The sequence below is a fragment of the Alteromonas sp. I10 genome (genome assembly GCF_003201515.1).
GTDB lineage: Bacteria > Pseudomonadota > Gammaproteobacteria > Enterobacterales > Alteromonadaceae > Alteromonas > Alteromonas macleodii.
Window position 1 is genome coordinate 200,687 of record NZ_QJJN01000003.1, and the last position, 20,317, is coordinate 221,003.

General features: G+C 46.0%; 12 protein-coding genes and 1 other RNA gene. 7 read left to right on the plus strand and 6 right to left on the minus strand.

What is annotated here, in order from left to right:
* The first annotated feature begins 292 nt into the window (after positions 1 to 292).
* Positions 293 to 1,438 carry a methionine adenosyltransferase gene (gene metK / locus BZA03_RS07750; RefSeq protein WP_014948382.1) on the plus strand — a complete coding sequence of 382 codons (1,146 nt, stop codon included), beginning with the start codon at positions 293 to 295 and terminating at the stop codon, positions 1,436 to 1,438.
* Between the two features lie 239 nt (positions 1,439 to 1,677).
* On the plus strand, positions 1,678 to 2,148 hold the full coding sequence (locus tag BZA03_RS07755; RefSeq protein WP_014975740.1) for a hypothetical protein: 471 nt from the start codon (positions 1,678 to 1,680) through the stop codon (positions 2,146 to 2,148).
* Between the two features lie 88 nt (positions 2,149 to 2,236).
* Here the strand turns inward: BZA03_RS07755 and BZA03_RS07760 are convergent, their stop codons facing one another.
* On the minus strand, positions 2,237 to 2,734 hold the full coding sequence (locus BZA03_RS07760; protein ID WP_014948380.1) for an exonuclease domain-containing protein: 498 nt from the start codon (positions 2,732 to 2,734) through the stop codon (positions 2,237 to 2,239).
* 335 nt (positions 2,735 to 3,069) lie between these two features.
* Between BZA03_RS07760 and BZA03_RS07765 the strand changes: the two genes are divergently transcribed.
* From BZA03_RS07765 to BZA03_RS07775, 3 genes are read left to right on the plus strand one after another with little or no spacing between them, the layout of a single operon-like run.
* Complete coding sequence (locus BZA03_RS07765) at positions 3,070 to 4,248, plus strand: ABC transporter substrate-binding protein (RefSeq protein WP_110288452.1); 1,179 nt, start codon at positions 3,070 to 3,072, stop codon at positions 4,246 to 4,248.
* The gene (locus BZA03_RS07770) at positions 4,245 to 7,124 is read left to right on the plus strand and encodes an ATP-binding protein (RefSeq protein WP_170870488.1); all 2,880 of its coding nucleotides are present in this window, start codon (positions 4,245 to 4,247) and stop codon (positions 7,122 to 7,124) included. Before BZA03_RS07765 ends, BZA03_RS07770 begins: the two co-directional genes overlap by 4 nt.
* Before the next feature lie 23 nt (positions 7,125 to 7,147).
* Positions 7,148 to 7,912, plus strand: a complete 765-nt coding sequence (locus tag BZA03_RS07775) for an ABC transporter substrate-binding protein (protein ID WP_110288453.1) — start codon at positions 7,148 to 7,150, stop codon at positions 7,910 to 7,912.
* Positions 7,913 to 7,931: 19 nt separating this feature from the next.
* On the opposite strand, the gene BZA03_RS07780 is transcribed toward BZA03_RS07775, so the two are convergent.
* Positions 7,932 to 8,876 (minus strand): DMT family transporter, encoded by a 945-nt coding sequence (locus BZA03_RS07780; RefSeq protein ID WP_110288454.1) that lies wholly within the window; start codon positions 8,874 to 8,876, stop codon positions 7,932 to 7,934.
* A gap of 389 nt (positions 8,877 to 9,265) precedes the next feature.
* On the opposite strand from BZA03_RS07780, the gene BZA03_RS07785 reads away from it, so the two are divergent.
* Positions 9,266 to 11,662: a TonB-dependent receptor gene (locus BZA03_RS07785; RefSeq protein WP_170826494.1), complete on the plus strand. Its 2,397-nt coding sequence runs from the start codon at positions 9,266 to 9,268 to the stop codon at positions 11,660 to 11,662.
* A gap of 68 nt (positions 11,663 to 11,730) precedes the next feature.
* On the opposite strand, the gene rnpB is transcribed toward BZA03_RS07785, so the two are convergent.
* The 4 genes from rnpB to BZA03_RS07805 all read right to left on the minus strand — a co-directional run bounded on the left by rnpB (position 11,731) and on the right by BZA03_RS07805 (position 16,710).
* An RNA gene (gene rnpB / locus BZA03_RS07790) (RNase P RNA component class A) lies at positions 11,731 to 12,081 on the minus strand.
* Between the two features lie 37 nt (positions 12,082 to 12,118).
* The gene (locus BZA03_RS07795; protein ID WP_049586178.1) at positions 12,119 to 13,582 is read right to left on the minus strand and encodes a potassium/proton antiporter; all 1,464 of its coding nucleotides are present in this window, start codon (positions 13,580 to 13,582) and stop codon (positions 12,119 to 12,121) included.
* 161 nt (positions 13,583 to 13,743) lie between these two features.
* Positions 13,744 to 16,311 (minus strand): protein translocase subunit SecD, encoded by a 2,568-nt coding sequence (gene secD / locus BZA03_RS07800; protein WP_110288455.1) that lies wholly within the window; start codon positions 16,309 to 16,311, stop codon positions 13,744 to 13,746.
* A gap of 84 nt (positions 16,312 to 16,395) precedes the next feature.
* Positions 16,396 to 16,710: a hypothetical protein gene (locus BZA03_RS07805; RefSeq protein ID WP_258364607.1), complete on the minus strand. Its 315-nt coding sequence runs from the start codon at positions 16,708 to 16,710 to the stop codon at positions 16,396 to 16,398.
* A gap of 288 nt (positions 16,711 to 16,998) precedes the next feature.
* Here BZA03_RS07805 and BZA03_RS07810 point away from each other — a divergent pair, with 288 nt between their 5' ends.
* Positions 16,999 to 20,298 carry a DUF2126 domain-containing protein gene (locus BZA03_RS07810; protein WP_110288457.1) on the plus strand — a complete coding sequence of 1,100 codons (3,300 nt, stop codon included), beginning with the start codon at positions 16,999 to 17,001 and terminating at the stop codon, positions 20,296 to 20,298.
* The last annotated feature ends 19 nt before the right edge of the window (positions 20,299 to 20,317 follow it).

Here is a 20,317-nt window from a genome sequence, read left to right on the forward strand (position 1 = left end):
TACAGTTCAATGGGTTTTGATTGCCAATAGTGAAAGTCATAGTAAAAAATGGTCTATACCCTGACCATCACGTATTCCCATTACAGCAAAAACAGTTATATCTGACGCCTAGTTTCACAAATACATCATTAACTTCGACAATTACGACCTAAATAACCCTACAAGTGATCGGGTTGTGTCAACTATTCGTAACGAAGAGACTTTTAGACGTCTAGAAGTAAAGACTGGTATTTATAACTTGTTTTAGTACAATATACGACTATTTTGATAATTTAACGCTTACGGAGCATTTATGGCCACGCATTTATTCACATCCGAGTCAGTGTCTGAAGGACATCCGGACAAAATTGCTGATCAGATCTCAGATGCGGTTCTTGACGCTATTTTAGAACAAGATCCTCGCGCTCGGGTGGCCTGCGAAACGTATGTAAAAACCGGTATGGTTTTAGTGGGTGGTGAAGTAACTACCTCTGCATGGGTAGATATTGAAGAGCTTACCCGAAAAACAGTTAAAGAAATTGGCTACACGCACTCAGATATGGGCTTCGACGCTGATTCATGTGCGGTATTAAATGCTATTGGCAAACAGTCACCTGACATCAATCAAGGTGTTGATCGCGCAAGCCTTGAAGAACAAGGTGCTGGTGACCAAGGTCTAATGTTTGGCTACGCTAGCGACGAAACTGACGTACTAATGCCTGCGCCAATCACGTACTCTCACCGCCTTGTTCAAAAACAAGCCGAAGTGCGTAAATCTGGTAAGCTAGACTGGTTACGCCCAGATGCTAAAAGCCAAATTACTTTCAAATATGAAAACGACAAGCCTGTTGGCATCGACGCGGTTGTGCTTTCAACCCAGCACTGTGATTCAGTAAGCACTGAAACAGTTCGCGAAGCGGTAATGGAAGAAATTATTAAGCCAGTGCTGCCTAGTGAATGGATTGATGGAAATACACGCTTTCACATTAACCCAACGGGACGATTCGTTATCGGTGGTCCAATGGGCGACTGTGGCTTAACAGGTCGTAAAATCATTGTTGATACTTACGGTGGTATGGCCCGTCACGGTGGTGGCGCGTTCTCTGGTAAAGATCCATCAAAAGTAGACCGCAGTGCAGCATACGCGGGTCGTTACGTTGCTAAGAACATTGTTGCAGCAGGTCTTGCCAAGCGTTGCGAAATCCAAGTGTCTTATGCAATTGGTGTGGCAGAGCCAACGTCTATCAGCATCGATACCTTCGGTACAGGTGTGGTAGATGAGAAAACGTTAGTAGCACTGGTCCGTGAACACTTCGACCTACGCCCGTATGGACTTATTCAAATGCTCGATCTTGAGCGCCCTATTTATCGCCCAACGGCTGCGTACGGTCACTTTGGTCGTGACGAATTCCCATGGGAAGCAACAGATAAAGCAGAAGCGTTAAAAGCATCGATTTAATTCGATAACCCAATAACGCTTTTAAATACGCCGCTCAGTTTTTATAACGCTTTGCAAAAAAGTGTTTGTATAAACTAGCGGCGTTTTTATTTGGCTCGCAAAATCAACGAAACAAATAAAAAACAGTAAAGAATATTTTCATCATTTATTTTTTGCAGCTATGCTTAAATAACGAACACACTATCGCTTGTAGTTTCTGGTTGTTTACAAGCCATGATAACAACAACTTGGGCTCTTCCATGAATGTGGTTACTGGAATTCTTCTGGCACTTACTTTGGCTGCGTCTATGGCGGCTTCCCCCGTGCTCGCGGAAATGAATGCTCCCCACTACAGCCCTATCCAATTCAAAAGCAAAAAAATAGCCCGGTGGCAGCTAAATAGTATGTACCGCATTCAATCTACAACCGAAACTTATCTATACGACAACAGTTATACCTACCCAGCGGGGTCACAAGGTATGTTTAGCGCCAGCAGGCGGTTTAACACTTGGGTTCCGCAAAAGGTCTATGCAACGTACAAAACCAACAATACCGCCTTTCAGCATTACGCAGAGTGGCTTTATTTACCACATGATGTAGGTACTTTTACTCGGTTGGGCTGGCTGCTTGGCAAAAGCGAGGGTTTAAACATGGCGGTAGAGCTTGAACATAGGCAAGTTGGGGAAGAAGAGAATATGGCTCTCTCATTGGGCGTCAATTACTTGTTTTAAGTCATCCTTGTTTTAGGTCACCGCTACATTGCACTCACAGTGCGCTTTTAGTATTACACCCCATCATAAAGACGAAACGTAGTTGCCGTTATGCCAATGATAAGGTTTTTGCGTAAGTCTGTTGAATTACCATCGCGTCGGAACTCGCTCTATGACGCTTAACATCAAGTTGGCTCGCAAGGCGGCTTTTCACCTCATGCCATTGATTCATTTGTGCTTCAGACAAAATATATTCCAATGCTCTACACGTAAAAGACATTTCTACCTGCGCTGCGGCGTAGAGCTTAATTAGCCACGGGTTATCAACGACCCAACCGTCACTGTAAACCACCGTATTGCCAAGGAAGTTATTTAACTCAACACAGACTTTTCGAGGCTCTTCTCCTCGAGTTTGCAGCATCTGCTGCGTTATGCCGTGCAGTGACTCCGCTTTTCGATCCCAGTGAACCCACGAGTCAAAGGGCCGAAGTAGCTTACACCACTTTGCACCATCATAGCGCACGATACCTATCTCAATAGGGTAACTCGCTGCGCCAAATCCACTTGCTTCAATGTCTATTATTGTTGGCAGGGTATTCTTTCGCACTCACGCTCCAAACCGCTGTTTATCCTTGCTTGCAACATACGCAAACCATTTTTATCAGGCGGTTTTACTGCTACCTCGTCACCAGAGGAACAACTAAACAACGTCGAACACTGTTTAGCAAATGTACAACCACTCTCTCGAAATATAAGCTAATAGTAGAATCGTGCCACAATTAATGCGCACTCGTTTAGTACACCACCCCGTAGCCAGCGCTCAAAAATCTCGTAAAAGCTCTCAAAAAAGCATCAAACTTATACTAAAGGATAAGACGTTTACGCTAAAAGACTGAGCACATTGCTATACACTTTTAAGGTTAACATTTAGGTAGCCTATTCATGCGTGCACTTTCTATCTTTCTCTCGCTGGCTTGCGTCTTTTCAATTTTTACTGCAAGTAAAGCATTAAGTTCAACGGAACCTCTGGTGATTGGTATTGATGCCGATCTTTCAGCGGTAGCTGTTGAAGGTGGCATCGCTATTACAAGAGGGGTCGAGCTTGCCGTCGACGAAATAAATGCCGCTGGTGGGATTCTAGGTCGTCAAATAAAAGTTATTGCGAAAGACCATCGCGGCAACCCAGCTCGAGGTGTATATAACATTGAGCAATTTTCCCAAACTCCCAATTTACTTGCGGTAGTAGGCGGCGTTCATACACCTGTAGTTCTCGCTGAAGTCGACCCAATACACGAAAAAAACATTTTGATGTTGGTTCCTTGGGCAGCGGGGACGCCTATTATCGACAACGGGCACTCACCGAATAACATATTTCGCGTGTCGGTACGCGACGCTGAAGCAGCGTCAGTCCTAATTAATCACGTCAAATATATGGGGCTATCAAATATCGCGTTGGTACTGGAAAGAACAGGATGGGGACGCTCAAACCTTGAATCATTAACACAAGCTGCAAGTAATAATGATATTGATATAACAGCAACCCATTGGATAAATTGGCAGCAGAAAGACTTTTCTGAGGATATCGCGGCAATAAAAAGCGCGAAAGCGGAAGCGATTATTCTTGTCACTAACGTTCCTGAAGGTGTTGTGGTACTCGATGAGATGGCAAAACAAGGCATCGCCTCTCTCCCTGTTGTGTCGCATTGGGGAGTCGCGTCGGGTCAGTTCGCCTCTTTACTTGCAAAGCCCATCGCTAACTACAATGTGTCAGTACTTCAAACCTTCCACTTCAACCACCAGAAAAATACCAAGGCAAAAAGCTTGTTAGAAGCCTATTATAATAAGTATGGCTTGGTGGATGCGACTGCGATTGGTGGTGTGACAGGTTTGGCTCATGCTTATGATTTAACTCATTTAATCGCGGCAGCTGCCGCGAAAGCTGGTAGTATAGAAGTAGACGCATTACGCGCTGCGCTAGAGTCTCTTCAAAATGTGCAAGGTGCAGTGAAGCACTACACAGCTCCATTTTCAGAGGACAGACACGATGCACTCTGGGCAAAGGATTATTTTATGACTACGTTTAACGAAAAGGGTCACTTGGTAACAACGGGCGTGCAATGATGCAGCAGCCCCCAAGGTTACGCTCTCTTCTGCTTTCAAGCATGCTACCGCGACTGGTTTTACTCGTCGCGGTTTTGTCTATCATTCTGTTTGCTCTCTCTTTCCACTTCATTGTTAAACAAACCGACCAGCTTCAACAACAATCTGTTGATGGTTTAGAACAAGATATCAATTACATTGTTAGCGACACCACTAGACAGCTAGCAGACTTGGCAGCTAACGATATCATCATCAATTCTTTGGTTGATTTCGAGCAAAGGGATAATTACCTTCCCATGTTTTTCCGCTCGTTAAATTTAACTCAGGCGAAAAGTGTCGAGTTTGCACTATTTGATTTTGCCGGCAACCGAGTGATTGATAAAAACTGGAATGCTGTTATCCCCGAGTCGCTCAGTAGTGCATGGCGCCAGCAAACCCTTGGTTCATCGAATGCATACTCCTCGGTATCAAAGTACGGCGTATTAATAAGCGTTCCAGTTTTACTTAGAGGCGTAGCGGAAGGCGCACTTGTCATGTATGTGGATAGCTTGCAGTCTTTGCTCGCGCCCTATCCCAGACTGACTAACCAGCTTGTTACCGACTCTAGTGGGCATGTCCTGTTTAGCAGTGAGCCATCACTCATTGCTCCCAACTCAAGCTTTTCCGATTTTGATGACAGCGGCTACGCTATAAAAAAGGCTGATTGGCAAAATTTAACCTTATACAGCGTGAAACCCACCATCACCGCATACAGAGAAGCCGCATGGACTGGGATTGTATTGCTGGCAATGATTGTAGGCTTCGTATTTATCATTTTGCATATGGTGAGTATGACGGGAACGCTTGCCGAGCGAACACTTTCGACTTTGTACAATGACATTAAGAATCGACTAAACAGTGATGATAAGACCTCACTACGCCTTGATAGTGAAGTTGAGGCCCAAGAACTTGCGGATATTCGCGAAGCGTTTGACAAACTGATTTGGGATTTGACAGAGGTTTCACTGTCTAACGAACAGTTTTCTAACGTGTTGGAGTCAATGGGCGATATGCTTGTTGTGGTTGATCAAGACAAGCAAATTTTACTTTCTAATAAGCGCTTCGACGACTTTTGTCATGACCAGTACGGTGAAAAGAACGGTATTTTGAAGTTCATTATGCAAAAGCTTGCTTCTTCACAGAGCAATGAACTTACACACTTTTCGGTATCAACCGGCCAAGAGCGGTTTGTTCATTGGACTAAAACATCACTGGCCGATGCTAATGGTAATATTCGTGGTGATATCTATGTTGGTAGCGACGAAACTGAACAACGCTCTCTTGAAAGTCACGTTAAAGTGCTCACTCACGCTATGGATGAAGCAACCGTGTCGATCATCATTTCGGACATTAAGCGCGTCGGCCAACCAATAATATACGTAAACAGTGCCTTTGAAGAGCTTACAGGCTACAGTCGTGAAGAAATAATCGGTCATAACTGCAGGTCGATGCAGGGCGATGAAACCAGCAAGCAGACAGTTGACCAAATCCGCAAGGCTATTGCAGTGCGCGAGCCTATTGAAACGACGCTGCTCAACTATAAAAAAGACGGCAGCGCCTTTTATAATCGTTTGAATTTAACGCCGGTAAAAATAAATGGTGAAGTCACTCACTATATCGGGTTTCAACAGGACGTTACTCAACAACGACAAACCGAACAGTATCTTCAGGATGCGCGAGAAAAAGCGGAAGAGTCTGCCCGTCTTAAATCGAGCTTCCTCGCTAGTATGAGCCATGAAATACGCACGCCAATACACGGTATTTCTGGTGTTTTGCAGTTAATGGCTAGCTCTGAACTCACTGAGGAGCAAAAGCACTACCTGTCTCTTGCTAAGTTTAGTATCCAGGGCCTTTTACATATCGTAAATGATATTTTGGACTTCTCTAAAATAGAGGCAGGCCAACTGCAAATTGAAGAAAACCCATTCGACATTTTAGAGTCGCTTGAAAACCTTCAAAGTCAGTACGCGATTATGTGCCAAGAAAAAGGGTTAGCGCTACATTTTCACTTTGATTTACAAGGCTTTCACGTTGTACAAGGCGATGATGTACGCTTTAGACAAATACTCTCGAACTTGTTAGGTAATGCCGTGAAGTTCACCGACAGTGGATGCATTGAAGTCACCACCAGCATTCAGCAAAACGCAGATAACAGCCTTAAGCTTTTATGTAGCGTAAAAGACACCGGCATTGGTATCGCACAAGATAAGCAAAGTACAATCTTTGATGTCTTTACCCAAGAAGACCTTTCTACAACTCGCAAATTCGGCGGAACAGGCCTTGGCCTTTCTATTAGCAAACAATTATGCGAACTCATGGGCGGCGATATAAAACTCGAGAGCGTTAAAGGTCACGGAAGCACGTTCTCTTTCACTATTATGCTTGAACAAGCCGACGAAGCCCTGCTTAAGCCAGTTCACCACTCCTCAGGAGTGAAGCGGGAAAAAGGGAAAAAACGCAAAGTATTAATTGTCGAAGACAACGACATTAATCAGGTTATTGTTAAACAGCACCTAAATAACCACACTACATTGAGTGCCAAATCAGGCCTAGAGGCACTTGAAGCGTTGAACAAAATGAAAGTGACCTTTGATGTTGTCTTGATGGACTGTCAAATGCCGGAAATGGACGGCTTTGAAGCAACTAAACGCATAAGAAATGGTGAGGCCGGAGAACGCTATTTAAACGTGCCGATCATCGCACTAACCGCCAATGCCATGAAAGGTGACAAAGAGCGCTGCGTTAACGCCGGAATGGACGATTACCTAAGTAAACCTTTTGATGCTATTGACCTCATCGACAAAGTTGAGCATTGGGCAAGCATTGAAAGAAATAGTGAAGAAAGCGCCGTTCATTAATCTATTGAAGTGGAACATCTTGAGTGAACGCCTTAGCGAGACTAGCCCAACACATCAAAAAAGTTGTTTCGTTTATCTTATTGATTAACGTTTCGCTTTTTGGCGGTGGCGCGACTGCCGATGAAGTACTGCGATATAATCTTGGAACGTCAGGCAGCTCTATCCCGTACGAAAATGCTGTCGACGCAGATAGGGCCGGTATTCTAGTTGAAATCCTTCCCCTTATTATGAATAGAGCAGGTATTAAGACAGAAAAAGTCATGCTCTCTACCAAACGTGCCATGCTTGCATTTAAAACAGGCGCTCTTGATTTCGACTTTTTCAGTCCAAGCTGGCTGTCTAAAGATGAGCCCGCGGGCGACTTCACTTTCTCAGATCCCATTATAGACATCACAGAATACTTTATTACTCTGCCTGAAAACCATAGCCGATACCAAACCGTCGCCTCTATCTACGGTGAAACCGTAGGGATGATCTCCGGCTATGTGTATTTTGATTCTGATAAGTTCGTCAGAATGGACTTTCAAGCCGAGAGTAACCTTATCTTAGCCCTTGGCATGAAACGGATAGATGTCATCATAATGGAGGAAGCAGCGGCGCGTTACTGGTCTTCAATGCACAACGTAAAAATAGCGCTGGGCCCCATCCATACGGCAGGCCAAATGGCGTTGCGTGTTCACAATCGACATAAAGATAAGCTCCCCGCCATTAACCGCGCCATTGCTGAATTAAAACAAACGGGTCAAATTGATAGAATACTTAACAAGTATTCTGACTTTTCATTATAAGCCACACGCGGTTTCAACATTACGCCGTTGCTTTTTTGCCATAGCGCTTTAAAGCAAATGGAAATTTTATCGATTGGATTAAAAGGCAAAGACACACCAGCGTCATGCCAACCCATCCCACCGGCTTGAATACTTCACCAATCAGAAAAATAGCGAAAAGTGTCGCAACCAGTGGCTCAATTAACGTAATAAGCGTAGCTTTACTCGCTTCGGTGGTGCGAAGACCATAGCCAAATAGCAAATAACCAAGAAACATTGGCACCACAGCCATATAGAGTGAAACGCTAATGTGGATAGTGTTAGTAAACAAGTTTTGACCGGTAAACCAGAGGGAAGGCAACAGAGCAACGGCAGCGCAACCGAAAAGTCCGGCCATGGCAGATTTTGAATTTGCGCCAGCGTCAATGTGTTGCTTCGCAGCCCATGAGTACCCAGCGTAAGTTAAACCTGCAATTAAACCCAATAGAACGCCGAACACCTGATCATCTTTAGATGCTGACAACGCCATTGCGTCGTGTGCCTTACCCATGGCTAACATGCCAATCCCAAACGCACCAAACACAAAACTAATAAACCATTTTAAAGACACGGGCTTTTTACTTAAAAAGTACTCTAAAAGCGCAGCGAATAGTGGTGCACTGGCGATAGAAACCACGGTGCCTATGGCAACGCCTGACAAACGCATTGAGCTGTAAAAGGCCAGCGGATAAATTGCAACACATGCACTGCCAAACAGAAAGGTCAGTGCTGTAGAAAAAAGAATAGGTGCATCCTTTACTAGTGATTTTCGGGCACTAACACAAAGCAATACACCGCCTATACCCATTGCAAAGGCACCGATTGCCAGAGGACTGATTTCTGTAGCGAACTGAGCGGCAGTGCCTGTTGTCCCCCACAGAAAGCTTGCGATAACAATTGCTAAGACCCCTTTTACTACATCGCTTGTATTCACTGCCTTCTCCACTCTATTACTCACCTTCTTAGCTTTAACTGTTGAACAATGCTTTCTCTAATTAACCCATCAGCTTTTACTGTGATGCTGATATAAACCGATTGCTGCCGCTTGCTTTTATCACTCAGTCATTTTTGCTCTTAGGGTCAACACCTCTCTCATAAAGATGATACTTAGATTATTGCTTTTGTAATTAGCCAGATAGACGCTTCTTTTGACCTTTTAGACGCACATTCCCCACACATTTACAATTAACACTAAATTAACAAGAAAAACGTACCGCATTAGATACAACAAAAAATGAAATATTTGTTTCGCAAGTTATGGAAATAACCCAACTTTTTTGCCACATTACGCCCTTGCCTGATAACAAAATAGAAACAACCAACCTGGATGGACTTATGTTTAAAATAGAAAAATCGTCGTTTAGACGAAGCACACTTAGCGTTGCGGTAATGGGGCTGCTTAGCTCCGGTGCAATGGCGCAGGACACACAACAAAAGGATGACGATGACTTTGAGCAGATCATAGTAACTGCAACAAAGCGTGCAGAATCCATTGAAGACATTCCTTTTTCAATCAACGCACAAACGCAGCGAGACTTTGAACGCAGCGGTGCAGGAAACTTAGAAGACGTCGCAAGAAACGTGGCGAGCGTATCAATTCAGAACTTAGGACCAGGCCAAAGCCAAGTATCTATGCGTGGCGTTTCAGCGGGTCAAATTGTACGAGACCAACCAGGCGTTAAGGAGCAGGTCGGCGTATACCTCGATGAAAGCGTAATCTCGCTGTCTTTATTTACTCCAGATCTCGACCTTTTCGACCTTAACCGCATTGAAACCCTGCGCGGTCCGCAAGGTACGCTTTTTGGATCTGGCTCTATCGGCGGAACCCTTCGCTACATCACCAATCAGCCCGAGTTAGATACCTTTGAAGGTAAGTTTGAAGCTAATCTTAATAGTGTGACAGACGGTGGCGTGGGCGGTCACGTTAAGGGCATGGTAAATGTACCTATTTCCGACACCATTGCCATGCGCGCGGTGGTATACCGCACTGATTACGCAGGCTTTATAGATGCGTTAGGTGAAAACGGCGCGTTTAGCGAAGACGTTAACGACGGCGATAGAACTGGCGGACGCGTAGCTTTCATTATCGCACCCAACGATAAGCTCACCATTACACCACGACTTATCTTCCAAGAATTGGAAATGAACGGGTTTAACAGGCAGGAAGTGTATAACGTGTTTGCTAACCCTTACACAACGACCCGCCCAGCTATTCAATTGGGTGAACGAGAACAGTACCTGCTGCTTGAAGAAGGCTTCTCTGACGATACCTTGATTGCTGACGTAACTGCTGAATATCAAGCTGACGTTGCTGACTTTACCTTTGTTTATAGCTATACCGACCGCGATATTCTTGTAAGTCGTGATGCCAGCGCGCTTTCGGGCTCAGTAAGTATCGACTTAGGTTTTCCTGATGAAGCCGTACTATTACCGTCGAACTTATTAGACAGAACGGAAGTAGAGCAAGATACCTTTGAGCTTCGCGCCGCATCCAATGGCGATGGCGCGCTAGACTGGCTAGTTGGCGCTTTCTACTCTTCTACAGAGCGTGTTTACGACCAATCACTCCCTACCCCTGGGTACGACGCATTTACCGACGCCACCTTAGGTGAAGGCACGTCAGCAGCGGTTGCCAATGGTTTTGAAGCTGATTCTCCCTACAACGCCTATTTACCGTACGACTTGAAGCAGCTTGCTGTGTTTGGTGAAGTGAACTATCAAGTGAACGATGACTTTAAAATGACCGTGGGCTCTCGTTTTTACGATTATGAAGAAGAGCGTCAGTTTATCTCTGGGGGCTTATTTGCCAACGGCGACAACCAGACCGATTCTACAGAATCAGATGGCTTTACTTCTCGCGTTATCGGCCAGTATAGCGTAAACGAAAACGTGAACTTAAATGCTCAGGTGTCTCAAGGATTTAGACTTGGCGGTGTAAATGACCCGCTAAATAGAAGCCTGTGTACCGACCAAGATGAAGCCATCTTTGGTTCGTTCCAAGACTATGACGATGAAAAGCTCACCAACTATGAGATCGGTATGAAATCATCAGGTCGTGGATGGTCAGCTAACATCTCGGCTTTCTATAACGATATTGAAGATCTTCAGGTTACATTGGATGCTGGTTCTTGCTCGTCACGTGTATCATTTAACGTGCCTGACGCCCACACCCAAGGTATTGAATTTGAGCTTACGCGTCAGTTTACTGACCAGCTCTTTTTCTCATTAACGGGTAGCATCATTGAAGCCGAGTTCGATTCAACCGTTGTTGATGGTGATGGTGCGGTACTAGGTGGCGTAGAAGACGGTAACCGCTTAGCTTCAGTACCTGAAGAGAGCTTTGCCATCGCATTTACCTACGATTTGGCGCAGCCTTTATTCTCTTCAAACAGCACCTATTTCCAAGGCTCTTACCAGTATGTGGGTGATCGTATAACCCAGCCTAGTGACCAAGTTGCAGGCGCAGGTATATTCACTTCAGGCCTTGCCTTTGGCGGTGCCACTGGCGCAGAAACAACGGAATTAGACTTGTTGTTAGACGACTACGGCACGCTTAATATGAGCTTCGGTCTTACCTACGATGACTATGAAATATTACTGTATGCAAACAACCTGTTCGACGAAAACGCGCAGCTATCCTTTGATAGAGAACGTGGTGGACGAGCTCGACTTGGATTTACTGTGAACCAACCACGCACCATTGGTGCGACGTTCCGCTATTTCTTTCAGTAAAGAGTGATAAATGTCTCTGCCTGAGGAAATATCCCTTCAGGTAGAGGCTTCACTTTCTTTTGGGAAAAGAGTGGAGTTGGCCGTAAGCCGGGTTCTGTCGTGGGCAACCATTCCTCTAGATCAGCAATCGCTCACTGATTCAAGCAACCTACCCGATCCCCATGCGGGCCACACGTTGAGGGATCCTATTTGGTCTTGCTCCGGGTGGAGTTTACCTTGCCACACTCTGTTACCAGAGGTGCGGTGCGCTCTTACCGCACCCTTTCACCCTTACCGGCATGTAAACATGCTTAGGCGGTCTTCTCTCTGCTGCACTTGTCGTCGGCTCACGCCGCCCAGACGTTATCTGGCACCCTGCCCTTTGGAGCCCGGACTTTCCTCCCCTTTCTTACGAAAGCGGCGATTGCCTGGCCAACTCCGCGGCGCATTCTACATTAAGTACCTTACAATAGCACCCTATTCCTGCTCGCTGTAAAAGCAGTGCTCAACGGCGCTTTTATCAAGCAGTTTGGTGATAATGAAAATTTGATCGCCCATTTCTATTTTGGTACTTCCTTTGGGTATAAGGGTTTCTTCTCCGCGGGCAATCATCGCCACTACCGTATTATCGGGAAGGGCTAATTCACTAATGGTTTTATGTAGTGCCGGCGATAACTTAGATACCTCTATTTCTATAAGCTCGCGCTTGCTCTTAGCGACTTTTACAATCTCCAGCGTGCTCGATTCCTTTACTTCATCGTCCAACACTAAACCTAACTTACGCGCCGCATAAGGTAAGGTGGAACCTTGCAACAAGGCAGAAATAAGCACGATAAAGAACACCACATTAAAAATGAGCTCGGCATATGGCATGCCGAATATTAGCGGAAATATAGCGAGTATAATTGGCACCGAACCGCGTAAGCCTACCCATGATATAAGCAGTGACGCTTTAAATGAGAACTTTGAAAGCAATAAAATAGGCATAACCACCAGCGGACGTGCAATAAAAATAAGCACAAACGCAATTAAAAGGCCTTCTTTCCAATTAACAAACAGCTCGGTGGGCGTTACCAACAAACCTAAGATAACGAACATGGCAATTTGCCCAAGCCACGCCAGCCCATCCAGAAACACGAACGTATTACGCTGATAAGCAAAGCGGCTGTTACCCACGATAACACCCGTAATAAAGGTAGCGAGAAAGCCGCTGCCATTTAAGTTCGCAGCAAGGCCAAAAGACAATACACCAAACAACATCACAAATACCGGGTACAAACCGATGGCCATTAAGGTGACGCGTCTGAAAAGCCATACTGCAATACCGCCAATGGCAAGGCCCACTATCGCTCCCACTCCCATTTGACTGGCAAACAGCGAAAGTAAGTCAACTGGCTTAGTGGTACTGTCTTGAATAAGCGTTATAAGGCCAATTGTGAGGAATATGGCCATTGGATCATTCGACGCACTTTCTAGTTCTAGTGTGGATTTTATTTTTGAAGGAATGCGTATACCAGCGTTGCGCAAAACAGAAAACACTGCTGCGGCATCTGTCGACCCGACAATAGCACCAAGCAATAAGCCCTTATAAAGCGGTAAATCGAGAATAACCATAGCAGCGATACCGGTGACCACTGCCGTACCAATTACGCCAAAAGTGGCGAGTAACGCGGCGGGTTTCCACGCCTGCGCTATGGACTTTTTTGACGTTTGTAGACCGCCATCAAATAGGATGAGAATAAGAGCAAATGTACCAATGGCATGCGCAGCATCAGCATTATCAAAGAAAATTCGGCCGATACCATCTTCTCCAGCCAACATACCTACACCAAGGAATAAAACTAAAACAGGTACGCCAAAGCGCGGGGACAATTTACTGGCCAGTACGCCCAAAATGGCAAGCACTGCACTGAGTAAAATAATGTGATCAACTGCAAACATTATACGTTCCTTATTGCCCTTGATGCTCTCACGCAAATTATTTGGGTATGCGTGAGAGCATCAAGGGTTCCTGTTAATACTGCTACCTTACCGCGTTTTTGCACCAATGTATTGAGGTACAAAAGCACGCTGAGGTATTGGGGTTAAGGAACTTGTGCCGCCTAAGGGATATGCGACAACGAAGCCTTAATCTCTTCTGCAGTAGGCTTTAACTGCGCTTTACCTTGTTTCTCTCTTCTACTGCCCAACAAATACAACAGCGTAGAGGTGATAAACAAGGTCGATGACGTGCCAATCACGACAGCAAAAACCATAGGGACTGCAAAACTTTCTACGGCATCACCGCCAAAAATAGCCATCGGTAACAATGCCAACAGCGTGGTAACGGAAGTGAATACCGTGCGGCTTAACGTGCTGTTCACGGCCTCATTAATAGTATCTGCCAATGGCTTGTTTGGGTCTAAACGCAATAATTCACGGATGCGATCAAGCACCACCACCTTATCGTTTATAGAGTAACCAATGAGCGCCAACAGTGCTGCGACAGCCGTTAAGTTAAATTCGATGCCCGTAAGCGCGAAAAAGCCTATGGTTTTGGTTAAATCGAGTATCACGGTTAGCAGCGCTGCGCTCGCAAAATGCGCTTCAAAGCGTGCCCACAGATACACCAACATGCCGCCACCTGCGATAAGCAATGCTAGAATGGATAGCTCGGCAAAGCCTCCGCTGACTTTGGGTCCAACCATATCAATTTTATCAAAACTTACCTCACTGTCGGCTTGCGAAATCGCACGCTTTAGTGCGTCAGTCTGCTTTGCGTTGCTATTTTCAAGCTCGCCACTGCTATCTAGAACAGGTGCTCGCAATAAATAGTGATGTTCACTGCCATATTCTTGAATTGCTATTTGATCAAAGCCATTGCTTTCAATCACATTCCTTAGCTCATCGGTAGTAAGGGTTGGTGCGGTCAACTCAATCATGGTGCCACCGGTAAAGTCGACGCCATAATGTAAGCCTGGCTTAGCAAATAGCCCGATTGAAAGCACCGTAAGCACGACAGAAACAGCGAGTGCAATTTTACGCTTTGCCAGAAAATTAATACCGCTTAGCTTATCGCTTAACCGCAAAAGCGGTGATGAAAAACGCAAAGGAACGCGCTGCTGCGCGCGATCTTGCGTATTCTTGTGCTTCGACTTAACCACTCTTAGCATTAACATTTTAGTTAGGGCTACAGCAGTAAATACCGAAGACACCAGACCAAGGGCAATTGTAATTGCAAACCCTTTAATAGGGCCGCTTCCAAACATAAACAACAAACTTACCGCTATTAGTGTGGTGAAGTTTGAATCCACAATAGTCGCGAACGCTTTATCAAAACCCACTTCTATTGCACTGGCTGCCGGACGACCTTTTTTACTTTCTTCACGAATACGTTCATTAATCAAAATGTTCGCATCGACCGCCATGCCCATGGTTAGGATCAAACCTGCTATGCCCGGTAACGTCAGGGTTGCGCCAAACAGGGTTAATGCGCCAAACACCAATGCCATATTGATACAAAGAGCAAAACTTGCGATAGCGCCCCACCTGCCGTAAATCGCTACCATAAATGCCAATACCAGTAACGCACCTGCCACGCCGCTTTCCACTCCGGTTTGAATTGCATCGCTGCCTAAATCTGGCCCTACCGTGCGTTCTTCTATAATGGTAAGTGGCACAGGTAGCGCACCTGTGCGAAGCATTAATGCGGTGTTGCCCGCCTCCGGCAATGTAAAGTTACCGGTTATTTCACCACGACCACCTGGGATCACGCTATTTATGACGGGGGCTGTAACCACTTTGTCGTCAAGGACGATAGCAAGCACACGGCCGATGTTGTCACGTGTCATAGTGGCAAACTGCTTGGCACCTGCGCTGTCTAATCGGAACGTCACTACTGGCTGGCCATTTTCACTACTTAAGACTCCTGCCGCATCAGTAATATGTTCACCTTCTAGCGCCACTTTTTGCTCTAAGCGATAGGTATTACCCGCCGCATCTTGCTTATTCATAACCTGCTCAGACTGGCTATTCGCGGCCCAGTGAAAAGTCATTTGTGCGGTAGTGCCCAATAATTTTTTAACTTGAGTGGGGTCAGACATACCCGGCATCTGAACTAAAATGGCGTCTTTACCTTGTAGCGTAACGCTAGGCTCAGTAAGCCCCGTTTCGTTCAAACGCTTTCGAACTACTTCAACACTTCGACTTAACGTGTCTTTAACCAGTTGTTCGGTGTATAGCTCGTTAAGCGTAAGGGTAACGGTGCTTTGCTTTACCTCTACATCAAGTGCACTTGAACCATTTGGCTGAGCGGAAATTTGATATGCGGTGTCTTTTACCTTTCTCGCATCATCTGCACTACGCAATGTAAAGACGACACTTCCAGAACGACTATCTTTATGAGTGAGTGAATGAGACGTTTTTGTATAGCGCACGTTTTGACTGCGCAATTCGCTAAGTAAGTCGCTCGAAAAGCTGTTGAGTTGCTTTTCAAACAAGGCGTTGGTGTCTGCGGCTAATAGCAGATGCGAACCACCTTGCAAATCTAAGCCTAAAGATAGTGTGGAAGTGGTGTACCACGTAGGTAACTGCTGTTTAATTGATTGTGGCAATATGTTGGGCGCAGCGCTCAGTAAACCGAGCATAACGATGAGCACATACACAAAGCCACGAAATGAAAATCGTGCCATTTTAGAATCCTGAATAATTAAATTTTTAAAGCGCCTTAATATGCAGCGAAGCGAACGTGCTAGTGCATTAAGGCAAAAAGAGAATTAGCTCAGGGATAAAGGTGGGCCGCGAGAAGGTTGGCGGTAGTGTTTGCGAGCACGGGGTACAACATTTGCCATACCCAAACACGACACAATAGCCAGAGCAATAAACCCCAAGGTCAATTCAACAATTGCCTCAGGTCCATCGCCTTGATCGTCACTGTTTTCTAGCTTAGTGCCGGTAAACCGTAACGAATAGCTTTTGCCCGCGTAGTTAAATTGGGCAAGTGGTGACTGCTGACTTACTTCAACTTCATTATTAATTTGACCACTTTGGAAGCTTGCACTAAGGATGAGACACGAGAGTATCCATGCCATGAAAAGCGGCATGTAGGACGAAAACCCGTGGCGAAAGTTTAGTGCTCTCAAAGTAGTGAATTGTCTATCTGTGAAGGAAAAGTCGCGCTTAAAACACGCGCTGTTTTATAGCGCATATATTGGGGTGAGTATACATTATTCAATATCGTGAGTAACGAGATTACCGTTGAAGCACATAATTTTTGGGTTTTACATTTCTGCCCATCGCTTCTTCTTGTAAGTTTACTCACTTGGATATAAGGTGATTTTTTGTGCTGTTTGTATATCAATTGGCAATGGAGCCATAGCATGACAATCACTGTAGGGATCACACATCATACTGAATACCACTACGATAGAAGTATCAGTATGTCACCGCACACTTTCCGCCTTCGCCCTGCTCCGCATAGTCGAACACCAATAAAAAGTTACTCTTTAAAAGTCTATCCTGAGAATCATTTTATCAATTGGCAGCAAGACCCGTTTGGTAACTACCTTGCACGCGTAGTATTTCCTGAGAAGACTAAAAAGTTCTGGTTCACCGTAGACCTTGTTGCCGAATTGACGGTTATTAACCCCTTTGACTTCTTTTTAGAGTCTTACGCTGAAACCTTTCCGTTTTCGTACGAAAAACGGCTGGCGAGAGACTTAACACCCTACCTTGAGACAGAAGATGCATCGTCTTTGTTTCAGCAGTTAATTGACAATCAGCAGCCTAAAGAGCCTGTTGCTACCGTAGATTTCTTAGTGGGTGTAAACCGCGCAGTATACGACCTAATTGAATACGGTGTGCGCATGGAGCCCGGAGTCCAGAGTATCGACGAAACTCTGCAGAAAAAAGGCGGCTCGTGTCGTGACTCGGCTTGGCTATTGGTTCAGCTATTTCGGCATTTAGGGCTAGCATCGCGCTTTGTTTCCGGCTATCTGGTTCAATTGGCAAGTGATGAAAAGTCTCTTGATGGCCCCAGTGGCCCGGAAAAAGACTTTACCGACCTGCACGCATGGTGTGAGGTATATGTTCCCGGAGCGGGATGGATTGGCCTTGACCCTACGTCTGGGCTTTTCGCAGGTGAAGGGCACATTCCATTGGCGTGTACCCCCGAACCACTGTCGGCAGCGCCGGTTACCGGTGCCATCGATCAATGTGAATCGACGTTTAGCTTCTACAACAACGTACAACGTTTGCATGAACCGCCCCGTGTAACCAAGCCTTACAGCGATGCCCAGTGGGCCGCTATCGATAGGCTTGGAGGCCAAATAGACAAAGACTTAGTTAATGCAGGGATAACCCTCACCATGGGCGGCGAACCCACGTTTATTTCCATTGATGATATGGAAAGCGAACAGTGGAATACCGCCGCCGACGGCAAAGAGAAACGCATTTTAGCGCACACGCTTTTCATGAAAATGGTGGAAAGCTTTAGTAATAGTGGCTTTCGCCATTATGGACAGGGTAAGTGGTATCCCGGAGAGCCATTACCTCGCTGGCAATATGCCTGTTACTGGCGTAAAGACGGAACGCCTATCTGGCATAATCAAGCACTACTTGCTGACAACAACGCCACCTATTCTTTCTCACAAAACGAAGCGCAAACATTTGCTACTCAACTAGCCACGGCGTTGGGTTTAAGTGAAAAGGTTGTTGTCACCGCTTATGAAGACGTGCTGTATCATTTATGGCAAGAGGGTAACCTGCCGCAAGACCCGTCACCCGACGCTCCAGAACTGCTTCACGCAATGACCCGCAAAGGCTTTTTAGCCAAGTTGGAACAGGGTTTAGATACACCCGTGGGCTTTATTATTCCCCTCGCCTACGACACGGTTTTTGACGGATGGCAAAGTAGCGTATGGTCGTTTAAACGAGGACACTGCTTCTTGTTACCGGGCGACTCTCCATTAGGTTATCGGCTGCCGTTGAGTAGCTTAGGTAGTCCAGATGCGCTAGCAGAACGGGATCCTGCTGACATGACCGGCACGCTCTCATCCCCAACGTCTCACAAAGGGTATATTAGTGAAAAGTCAGTATTAACCGCCCTTTGTTTAGAAGTGCGCGACGGAAAGTTATGCGTATTTATGCCGCCTGTAAGCCACTTTGAACATTATGCGCTGCTGCTGAACGCTATTGAGTCCATCGCTGATAAACTTAATATTCCCGTGATACTAGAGGGCTATACCCCGCCCTACGACAGTCGCGTTGAAAAGTTTGCGGTTACCCCCGACCCAGGTGTTATCGAGGTTAACGTTCACCCTGCATCCGATTGGTATACTCTGGTAAAAAACACCCATGCCCTTTATGCCATGGCAAAGTCATGTCGACTCGGTACAGAAAAATTCATGCTTGATGGACGGCACGCCGGCACTGGAGGTGGAAATCACGTGACAATGGGTGGGCCGACACCGTTAGAGAGCCCGTTTTTAAAACGTCCAGACATTCTGCGAAGCTTTATTACCTATTGGCAGCATCACCCTGGGCTTTCCTATTTGTTTTCGAGCCTGTTCATCGGCCCGACTAGCCAAGCGCCTCGTGTCGATGAAGCGCGGGATGAAAGGCTATACGAATTAGAAATTGCGTTCTCTCAAATTCCCGATGGCGAAGTTCCCTCACCTTGGTTAGTTGACCGGCTCCTTCGGCACTTGCTGACTGACCTGACAGGAAATACCCATCGTGCAGAGTTTTGTATCGATAAACTGTTCAACCCCGACTCACCCACCGGGCGATTGGGCATTGTAGAGTTTCGCGGTTTTGAAATGCCTCCTCACGCCAGAATGAGTTTGATGCAAATGCTTCTTCTGCGCACGCTGCTAGCGTGGTTTTGGAAACAACCATACAAGAAGAAACTGGTGCGATGGGGCACAGAGCTTCACGACCGCTTTATGCTGCCCCACTATGTACGGCAAGATATCGCTGAAGTATGTAGCGACCTAAACGCAGCGGGTTTTCCCATTAAGCTTGAATGGTTCGATCCGTTTTTTGAGTTTCGATTCCCTCGCTGCGGTAGCCGTGAAGTCGGTCAAATTAAGCTAGACCTCTTTAGCGCTATTGAGCCATGGCATGTATTGGGTGAAGAAGCGACAGGCAGCGGAACTGCGCGTTATGTTGACAGCTCACTGGAACGCGTCCAGCTCACTGTTTCAAACATGCATACAGACCGTTACATAGTGTCGTGTAACGGCCGCAGATTACCGTTAAAACCCACCAATATTCGCGGAGAACATGTAGCCGGAATTCGCTTTAGAGCGTGGCACCCTGCATCAGCGCTTCACCCGACCATTGGCGTACATGCGCCGTTGGTCTTTGATGTTTACGACAGCTGGGCGGGTCGCTCTTTAGGCGGATTTACCTATCATGTTAGTCACCCGGGCGGGCGCAACTTCTCTACTATGCCAGTAAACGCTTTTGAGGCAGAAGGAAGGCGTATTGCCAGATTCTGGGATCACGGTCATACCCCGTCGGTGGCATCGCCTTCCATGCCTGAGTGGTCGCCTCACTTTGCTACACAGTATGTGGTTGACCATGAAGGTCACAGTGATTTTGATTTACCTTTGGAAGAAGCCGAGAATGAAGAATATCCAAATACGCTGGATTTGCGCCGGCCTCCTACACTATAGTTTAAGTGACAATCGATTT